The 8,379-nt window shown below is 40.6% G+C and carries 8 protein-coding genes; 5 read left to right on the top strand and 3 right to left on the bottom strand.

Features of this window, described 5'->3' with window-relative positions:
* Window positions 1–21 precede the first annotated feature (21 nt).
* The 3 genes from O3664_RS05460 to O3664_RS05470 are packed head-to-tail and all read right to left on the bottom strand — an operon-like array spanning window position 22 to window position 1,111.
* Window positions 22–348: a hypothetical protein gene (locus O3664_RS05460; protein ID WP_020902169.1), complete on the bottom strand. Its 327-nt coding sequence runs from the start codon at window positions 346–348 to the stop codon at window positions 22–24.
* Window positions 349–358: 10 nt separating this feature from the next.
* A complete protein-coding gene (locus tag O3664_RS05465; protein ID WP_020902170.1) occupies window positions 359–901 on the bottom strand; it encodes a DUF3278 domain-containing protein in 543 nt (180 codons plus the stop codon).
* A 15-nt stretch (window positions 902–916) separates the two neighbouring features.
* Entirely contained in the window at window positions 917–1,111 is a 195-nt protein-coding gene (locus O3664_RS05470; protein WP_001082472.1) for a helix-turn-helix transcriptional regulator, read from the bottom strand.
* 166 nt (window positions 1,112–1,277) lie between these two features.
* On the opposite strand from O3664_RS05470, the gene rsmH reads away from it, so the two are divergent.
* The 5 genes from rsmH to O3664_RS05495 all read left to right on the top strand — a co-directional run bounded on the left by rsmH (window position 1,278) and on the right by O3664_RS05495 (window position 8,233).
* Window positions 1,278–2,228, top strand: coding sequence for a 16S rRNA (cytosine(1402)-N(4))-methyltransferase RsmH (gene rsmH / locus O3664_RS05475; RefSeq protein WP_371613725.1), 951 nt, complete (start codon window positions 1,278–1,280; stop codon window positions 2,226–2,228).
* Between the two features lie 9 nt (window positions 2,229–2,237).
* The gene (ftsL, locus tag O3664_RS05480; RefSeq protein ID WP_000227824.1) at window positions 2,238–2,555 is read left to right on the top strand and encodes a cell division protein FtsL; all 318 of its coding nucleotides are present in this window, start codon (window positions 2,238–2,240) and stop codon (window positions 2,553–2,555) included.
* A 3-nt stretch (window positions 2,556–2,558) separates the two neighbouring features.
* Window positions 2,559–4,811: a penicillin-binding protein PBP2X gene (pbp2X, locus tag O3664_RS05485; RefSeq protein ID WP_371613726.1), complete on the top strand. Its 2,253-nt coding sequence runs from the start codon at window positions 2,559–2,561 to the stop codon at window positions 4,809–4,811.
* 1 nt (window position 4,812) lies between these two features.
* Complete coding sequence (gene mraY, locus O3664_RS05490; RefSeq protein ID WP_000470817.1) at window positions 4,813–5,793, top strand: phospho-N-acetylmuramoyl-pentapeptide-transferase; 981 nt, start codon at window positions 4,813–4,815, stop codon at window positions 5,791–5,793.
* A gap of 334 nt (window positions 5,794–6,127) precedes the next feature.
* Window positions 6,128–8,233, top strand: coding sequence for an ATP-dependent Clp protease ATP-binding subunit (locus tag O3664_RS05495; protein WP_023946641.1), 2,106 nt, complete (start codon window positions 6,128–6,130; stop codon window positions 8,231–8,233).
* The last annotated feature ends 146 nt before the right edge of the window (window positions 8,234–8,379 follow it).

An 8,379-nucleotide genomic window follows, 5' to 3' on the forward strand; every position in this document is an offset into this window, starting at 1 on the left:
ATTTCTCCTAAATGAACGATGCTATTTTGTTTCTTTTACGAATTGATAGAGATAATAAAGATAAGTAATAGAAGAAAGGATAGCGATAGTTAGCAGTATATAATATTTCCAATTGCTTGAAATGAGCGTCAGTTGTGGTAAGGATAGAATCATAAAGATTAGTGCTAAGTTGAGTATGCGCGTTTTTTGGGAGTCGATTTTTAGATAAGTCAATCCTTTGTTGAGTGCTGGAACAAAGACTGGAAGGAGGACTATATCGTAGATTGGCAAGTTCCCTGAAACGATGATGAAGATGAGCAGAGAACTGAACAAAAGATGATAGATAAGTAAAGTTACTAGTGATTTCATAGGGCACCTCCTAATCCTCATCTTGATCTTTCTTAGTTTTTGCAATGCGACGGGAGATGAGGAACTGTATACTCGCTCCGAAGAAGATAGAACCGAGAATGCTTGATACACCATTTCTTATAGTGAGAAGAGAATTAAAATAGTCCGGACTTTCACCTATGAGTATATGGAGAAGAGGAGTTATAAAAAACATCCATAGACCAAAGAACAAACCTGCTTTCAGACCTGGGTGGTGTAGTTGCTTACTTTCTTTCTCATTCAGCATATCTGGATCAATAGCTGTAATCCCTGTTTTTTTCATTTGGTAGGTGACATAGCCAGCAGCGATGAGGGCAATCACTAAAATTAGAGGAGGATAGATTAGAGCCACTTCTTGAGGGTATTTATAGGCCAGAAGGAGTGGAATAAGATTTCCGAAAATCATCAGATAAAAAAGAACGATAAAGACTTGGTTCCCAATACGATCGGCCTCACGCCGTTTGTATTCGTCAAGGGGACCAGAAATGCCGTATGTGCGTTTGATGAGTTTTTCAGTGAAGGTTTCTTTTTTCATAAGTTGGCTCCTTTTTTAAAAATCTTCCTCCCAAAAGAGACTGTTGAGGTCAGTTTGGAGGCTGCGGGCGAGATTGAGACAAAGTTCCAGGGTTGGGTTGTACTTGTCGTTTTCAATCATATTGATGGTTTGTCTCGAGACACCGATATCCTTGGCGAGTTCGAGCTGGGAAATGCCCAGTTCCTTGCGAAATTCTTTCACACGATTCATATGTTCTCCTTTCTGATTTGTGTCGTATATATTTGACTATATTATATTCTTCTATAGAGCGAATGTCAAGCATATTTGACATATTTCTTAAAGAAATCTTACTTGTTTTTGACCTATTTGTCTGACTAGTGCAAGCTAGTCGGATTTGTGGTAAAATAGATAAGATATGACAAAAGAATTTCATCATGTAACGGTCTTACTCCACGAAACGGTTGATATGCTAGACGTAAAGCCTGACGGTATCTACGTTGATGCGACTTTGGGTGGAGCGGGCCATAGCGAATATTTATTAAGTAAATTAAGTGAAAAAGGCCATCTCTATGCCTTTGACCAAGACCAGAATGCCATTGATAATGCGCAAAAACGCTTGGCACCCTATATCGAAAAAGGGATGGTAACCTTTATCAAGGATAATTTCCGTCATTTACAGGCACGTTTGCGCGAAGCTGGTGTTCAGGAAATTGATGGAATTTGTTATGACTTGGGAGTGTCTAGTCCTCAGTTGGACCAGCGGGAGCGTGGTTTTTCTTATAAGAAGGATGCGCCACTGGACATGCGCATGAATCAGGAAGCTAGTCTAACAGCCTATGAAGTGGTAAACCACTATGACTATCATGACTTGGTTCGTATTTTCTTCAAGTATGGCGAGGACAAGTTCTCTAAACAGATTGCGCGTAAGATTGAACAAGCACGTGCAGTCAAGCCAATCGAGACAACGACTGAGTTGGCAGAGATTATCAAGTCGGCCAAACCTGCCAAGGAGCTCAAGAAGAAGGGCCATCCTGCCAAGCAGATTTTCCAGGCTATTCGAATTGAAGTCAATGATGAACTGGGAGCGGCAGATGAATCCATCCAGCAGGCTATGGAGATGTTGGCTCTAGATGGTAGAATTTCAGTGATTACCTTTCATTCCTTGGAAGACCGCTTGACCAAGCAATTGTTCAAGGAGGCTTCAACAGTGGAAGTTCCCAAAGGTTTGCCTTTCATCCCAGATGATCTCAAGCCCAAGATGGAATTGGTATCCCGTAAGCCAATCTTGCCAAGTGCAGAAGAATTAGAAGCCAATAACCGCTCGCATTCAGCCAAGTTGCGCGTGGCCAGAAAAATTCACAAGTAAGAGGAAAAAATGGTAGATAAGAAAGAAACAACCAGTCAATTCTTGCAGAATCGTATAAAAAAATTCTCACGTGTGGAGAAGGCTTTTTATCTTTCCATCGCTTTTACGGCACTCGTTTTAGCAGTGAGCATTATCTTTATGCAGACACGACTCTTGCAAGTGCAAAGTGATTTGACAAAAATCAATGCGCAGATAGAGGAGAAGAAGACAGAGCTGGACGATGCCAAGCAGGAAGTGAATGAATTGATTCGTTCAGAGCGCTTGAAAGAAATTGCAGATAAAAAAGATTTGAAATTGAATAATGAAAACATCCGAACAGCGGAGTAAGATATGAAATGGACAGAAAAAATAACCCGATTTGCGGTAAAAAATCGTAAATCTCCAGCAGAAAACCGTAGGATAGTTGGCAAGTACCTCAGCTTTGTAGCTGTTGCCCTTTTCGCCCTCTTTTTGGCTAATTTTGCGTATATTATCGCAAAAGGTAATATATTTGGTACTGACTTGGTAAAAGAGGCTAAAAAGGTTCACCAAACAACTCGAACAGTACCTGCCAAACGCGGAACTATCTATGACCGAAATGGAGTGCCTATCGCTGAAGATGCGACCTCTTATAACGTCTATGCTGTTATTGATAAAAAATACAAGTCAGCAACGGGTAAAATTCTTTATGTAGAGGATTCGCAGTTTAATAAGGTAGCTGAAGTCTTCCATAAGTATTTGGATATGGATGAAGCTTATGTGAAAGAGCAATTAGCTCAACCAAATCTAACTCAAGTTTCCTTTGGTGCAAAAGGAAATGGGATTACCTATGCCAATATGATGGCGATTAAAAAAGATTTGAAAGATGCTAGTGTGGAAGGGATTGACTTTACAACTAGCCCTAACAGAAGTTACCCAAATGGCCAATTTGCTTCTAGTTTTATTGGTTTAGCCCAACTCCATGAAAATGAGGACGGCAGTAAGAGTTTATTAGGAACCTCTGGTCTAGAGAGTTCGTTAAATACCATTCTTGCGGGGACAGACGGTATTATTACCTATGAAAAAGACCGTGTAGGAAATATCGTACCAGGTACAGAACAGGTATCGCAACAAACTGTGGATGGCAAGGATGTTTATACAACATTGTCTAGCCCGCTCCAATCTTTCATGGAAACTCAGATGGATGCCTTTCTACAAAAAGTAAAAGGTAAGTATATGACCGCGACCTTGGTCAGTGCAAAGACCGGTGAAATCCTCGCTACCACCCAACGACCTACCTTTAATGCAGATACTAAAGAAGGAATCACTGAGGACTTTGTTTGGCGTGATATTCTTTATCAAAGTAATTACGAACCAGGATCAACCATGAAGGTCATGACGTTAGCTTCTTCTATTGATAACAATACCTTCCCAGGTGGAGAATACTTCAATAGCAGTGAATTAAAAATAGCGGATGCGACGATTCGAGATTGGGACGTTAATGAAGGTTTGACCGGTGGTGGTATGATGACATTTTCTCAAGGATTTGCTCACTCAAGTAATATTGGGATGACACTTCTTGAGCAGAAAATGGGTGATGCTACGTGGTTGGATTATCTAAACCGCTTTAAATTTGGGGTGCCGACGCGTTTTGGTCTGACAGATGAATATGCAGGACAACTTCCAGCTGACAATATTGTTAATATTGCTCAGAGTTCATTTGGACAAGGGATTTCAGTAACTCAGACGCAAATGATTCGTGCCTTTACAGCCATTGCCAATGATGGCGTCATGTTAGAGCCTAAATTTATTACGGCCTTGTATGATCCAAATGATCAAACCGTTCGTAAATCTCAAAAAGAAATCGTAGGAAATCCCGTTTCGAAAGATGCAGCTAGCCAAACTCGTACTCACATGGTCTTGGTAGGAACGGATCCTAGATATGGAACTATGTACAATCATAGTACAGGAAAAGCAACTGTCAATGTTCCAGGTCAAAATGTAGCCCTCAAGTCTGGTACAGCCCAAATCGCTGACGAGAAAAATGGAGGCTACTTGGTTGGTTCTACCAACTACATTTTCTCGGTTGTGGCTATGAACCCTGCTGAAAATCCTGATTTTATCTTGTATGTAACGGTTCAACAGCCTGAACATTATTCAGGTATCCAATTGGGAGAATTTGCCAACCCAATTCTTGAAAGAGCTTCAGCTATGAAAGAATCTCTCAATCTTCAATCTCCAGCCAAGAATTTAGATAAAGTTACGACAGAATCTTCTTATGCAATGCCTAGCATCAAGGATATTTCACCTGGTGAGTTGGCGGAAGCCTTACGCCGAAATATTGTGCAACCAATCGTTGTAGGTACTGGAACAAAGATTAAAGAGACTTCTGTAGAAGAAGGGACCAATCTTGCACCAAACCAACAAGTTCTCCTTTTATCGGATAAGGTAGAAGAAATTCCAGACATGTATGGCTGGAAAAAAGAGACTGCTGAAACCTTTGCTAAATGGTTGGATATTGAGCTGGAATTTGAAGGGTCAGGTTCTGTTGTACAGAAGCAAGATGTTCGGACTAATACAGCTATCAAAAACATTAAAAAAATTAAATTAACTTTAGGAGACTAATATGTTTATTTCCATCAGTGCTGGAATTGTGACATTTTTACTAACTTTAGTAGGAATTCCGGCCTTTATCCAATTTTATAGAAAGGCGCAAATTACAGGCCAGCAGATGCATGAGGATGTCAAACAGCACCAGGCAAAAGCTGGGACTCCTACAATGGGAGGTTTGGTTTTCTTAATTGCTTCTGTTTTAGTTGCTTTCTTTTTCGCCCTATTTAGTAATCAACTCAGCAATAATGTTGGTATGATTTTATTTATCTTGGTTCTCTATGGTTTAATCGGATTTTTAGATGACTTCCTCAAGGTCTTCCGTAAAATCAATGAGGGCCTTAATCCCAAACAGAAATTGGCTCTTCAGCTTCTAGGTGGTGTCATTTTCTACCTTTTCTATGAGCGTGGTGGCGATATGCTTTCTGTCTTTGGCTACCAAGTGCATCTAGGGATTTTCTATATTGTCTTCGCTCTTTTCTGGCTAGTCGGTTTTTCAAACGCAGTAAACTTGACAGACGGTATTGACGGTTTAGCTAGCATTTCCGTTGTGATTAGTTTGTCTGCCTATGGAGTTATTGCCTATGTGCAAGGTCAGATGGATATCCTTCTAGTGATTCTTGCCATGATTGGTGGTTTGCTTGGTTTCTTTGTCTTTAACCATAAGCCTGCTAAGGTCTTTATGGGAGATGTGGGAAGTTTGGCTCTCGGTGGAATGCTGGCAGCTATTTCAATGGCTCTCCACCAAGAATGGACTCTCTTGATTATCGGAATTATTTATGTCTTTGAAACAACTTCGGTCATGATGCAAGTCGGCTATTTCAAAATGACTGGTGGAAAACGTATTTTCCGTATGACGCCTGTGCATCACCATTTTGAACTTGGAGGATTGTCTGGTAAAGGAAATCCTTGGAGCGAGTGGAAGGTTGACTTCTTCTTTTGGGGAGTGGGGCTTCTAGCAAGTCTCCTGACCCTAGCAATTTTGTATTTGATGTAAGAATGGCACCCTGATGTTTCAGGGTGTTTTTGCTTTTTAAAAAATATTGGTCAATTAAAGTCAAATTCCTTGACCTTTTTTGACTAATGTAGTATATTATGAACGTAAGGTAAATGAAAGCCTTACTAGAACACTTATTTAAAGTAAAATAGAAAGAGGTGGGGTCTATGTTTAATCTAGAAATCTTTAGAAGTAAAGATAGTCTACTCCTGCTTGAAAAAGAAAAACCAGAAATAGTACGTAGAGTAGCGATTTAGCTAGTCTAAATTTTTTAAAGAAAAAGTCAAAGATAGTCAATATCAGTAATAATAAATAACAAAAAGAGGTAAAGAATATGAACAACAACTTTAATAATTTTAACAACATGGATGATTTATTTAACCAATTGATGGGTGGTATGCGTGGATATAGTTCAGAAAACCGTCGCTACTTAATTAATGGACGTGAAGTCACACCTGAGGAATTTGCTCATTATCGTGCAACTGGTCAATTGCCAGGAAATGCAGAAACTGATGGACAAATGAAACAACAGTCTTCAGGTATGAAACAAGACGGTGTCCTTGCAAAACTAGGTCGAAACTTGACAGCAGAAGCACGTGAGGGCAAGCTGGATCCTGTTATCGGACGAAACAAGGAAATTCAAGAAACATCTGAAATCCTCTCACGTCGTACCAAAAACAATCCTGTTTTGGTTGGAGACGCAGGTGTTGGTAAGACAGCCGTTGTCGAAGGCCTAGCGCAAGCCATTGTGAATGGTGATGTTCCAGCTGCTATTAAGAATAAGGAAATTATTTCCATTGATATCTCTGGTCTTGAGGCTGGTACTCAATACCGTGGTAGCTTTGAAGAAAACATTCAAAACTTGGTAAACGAAGTCAAAGAAGCTGGAAATATTATCCTTTTCTTCGACGAAATTCACCAAATTCTTGGGGCTGGTAGCACAGGTGATGGTCAAGGGTCTAAAGGTCTTGCTGATATCTTGAAACCAGCTCTTTCACGTGGAGAATTGACAGTGATTGGCGCAACGACTCAAGATGAATACCGTAATACTATCTTGAAAAATGCAGCTCTTGCTCGTCGTTTCAACGAAGTCAAGGTTAATGCTCCTTCTGCAGAGGATACCTTTAAAATCCTTCAAGGAATTCGTGATCTCTATCAACAACACCACAATGTCATCTTGCCAGATGAAGTCCTAAAAGCAGCGGTGGATTATTCTGTCCAGTATATTCCTCAACGTAGCTTGCCAGATAAGGCTATTGACCTTGTCGATGTTACGGCAGCTCACTTGGCAGCACAACATCCTGTAACAGATGTTCATGCTGTTGAACGGGAGATCGAGGTAGAAAAAGACAAGCAAGAAAAAGCTGTTGAGGCAGAAGATTTTGAAGCAGCTCTAAACTATAAAACACGCATTGCAGAATTGGAAAAGAAAATCGAAAACCATACAGAAGATATGAAAGTGACTGCAAGTGTCAACGATGTGGCTGAATCTGTAGAACGTATGACGGGTATTCCAGTATCTCAAATGGGAGCATCAGACATCGAACGTTTGAAAGATATGGCTCATCGTCTGCAAGACAAGGTTATTGGCCAAGATAAAGCAGTTGAAGCTGTAGCTCGTGCCATCCGTCGTAACCGTGCTGGTTTTGATGAAGGCAATCGCCCAATCGGTAGCTTCCTCTTTGTAGGGCCTACGGGGGTTGGTAAGACAGAACTTGCTAAGCAATTGGCGCTGGATATGTTTGGAACTAAGGATGCTATCATTCGGTTGGATATGTCTGAATACAGTGACCGCACAGCTGTATCTAAGCTAATTGGTACAACAGCCGGATATGTAGGATATGATGACAATAGCAATACCTTGACAGAACGTGTTCGTCGCAATCCATACTCTATCATTCTCTTGGACGAAATTGAAAAGGCTGATCCTCAAGTAATCACCCTTCTCCTTCAAGTCTTGGATGATGGTCGTTTGACAGATGGTCAAGGAAATACGGTGAACTTCAAGAACACTGTCATTATCGCGACTTCAAATGCTGGATTTGGCTATGAAGCTAACTTGACAGAAGATGCGGATAAACCAGAATTGATGGATCGTTTGAAACCGTTCTTCCGTCCAGAATTCCTTAACCGCTTTAACGCAGTTATTGAGTTCTCACACTTGACTAAGGAAGACCTTTCTAAGATTGTGGACTTGATGTTGGCTGAAGTTAACCAAACCTTGGCTAAGAAAGACATTGACTTGGTAGTCAGTCAAGCGGCTAAAGACTATATCACAGAAGAAGGTTATGACGAAGTCATGGGTGTTCGCCCTCTCCGTCGCGTGGTTGAACAAGAAATTCGTGATAAGGTAACAGACTTCCACTTGGATCATCTAGATGCCAAACATCTGGAAGCAGATATGGAAGATGGTGGTTTAGTTATTCGTGAAAAAGCCTAATACTCTTCGAAAATCTCTTCAAACCACGTCAACGTCGCCTTGCCGTACTCAAGTACAGCCTGCGGCTAGTTTGCTAGTTTGCTCTTTGATTTTCATTGAGTATAAGACAAAATTTTGAGAATAAAAAAGAAGGAGCCAGATGAAAA

The sequence above is a fragment of the Streptococcus sp. 27098_8_109 genome, from assembly GCF_041432295.1.
In the GTDB taxonomy this organism is placed as follows: domain Bacteria; phylum Bacillota; class Bacilli; order Lactobacillales; family Streptococcaceae; genus Streptococcus.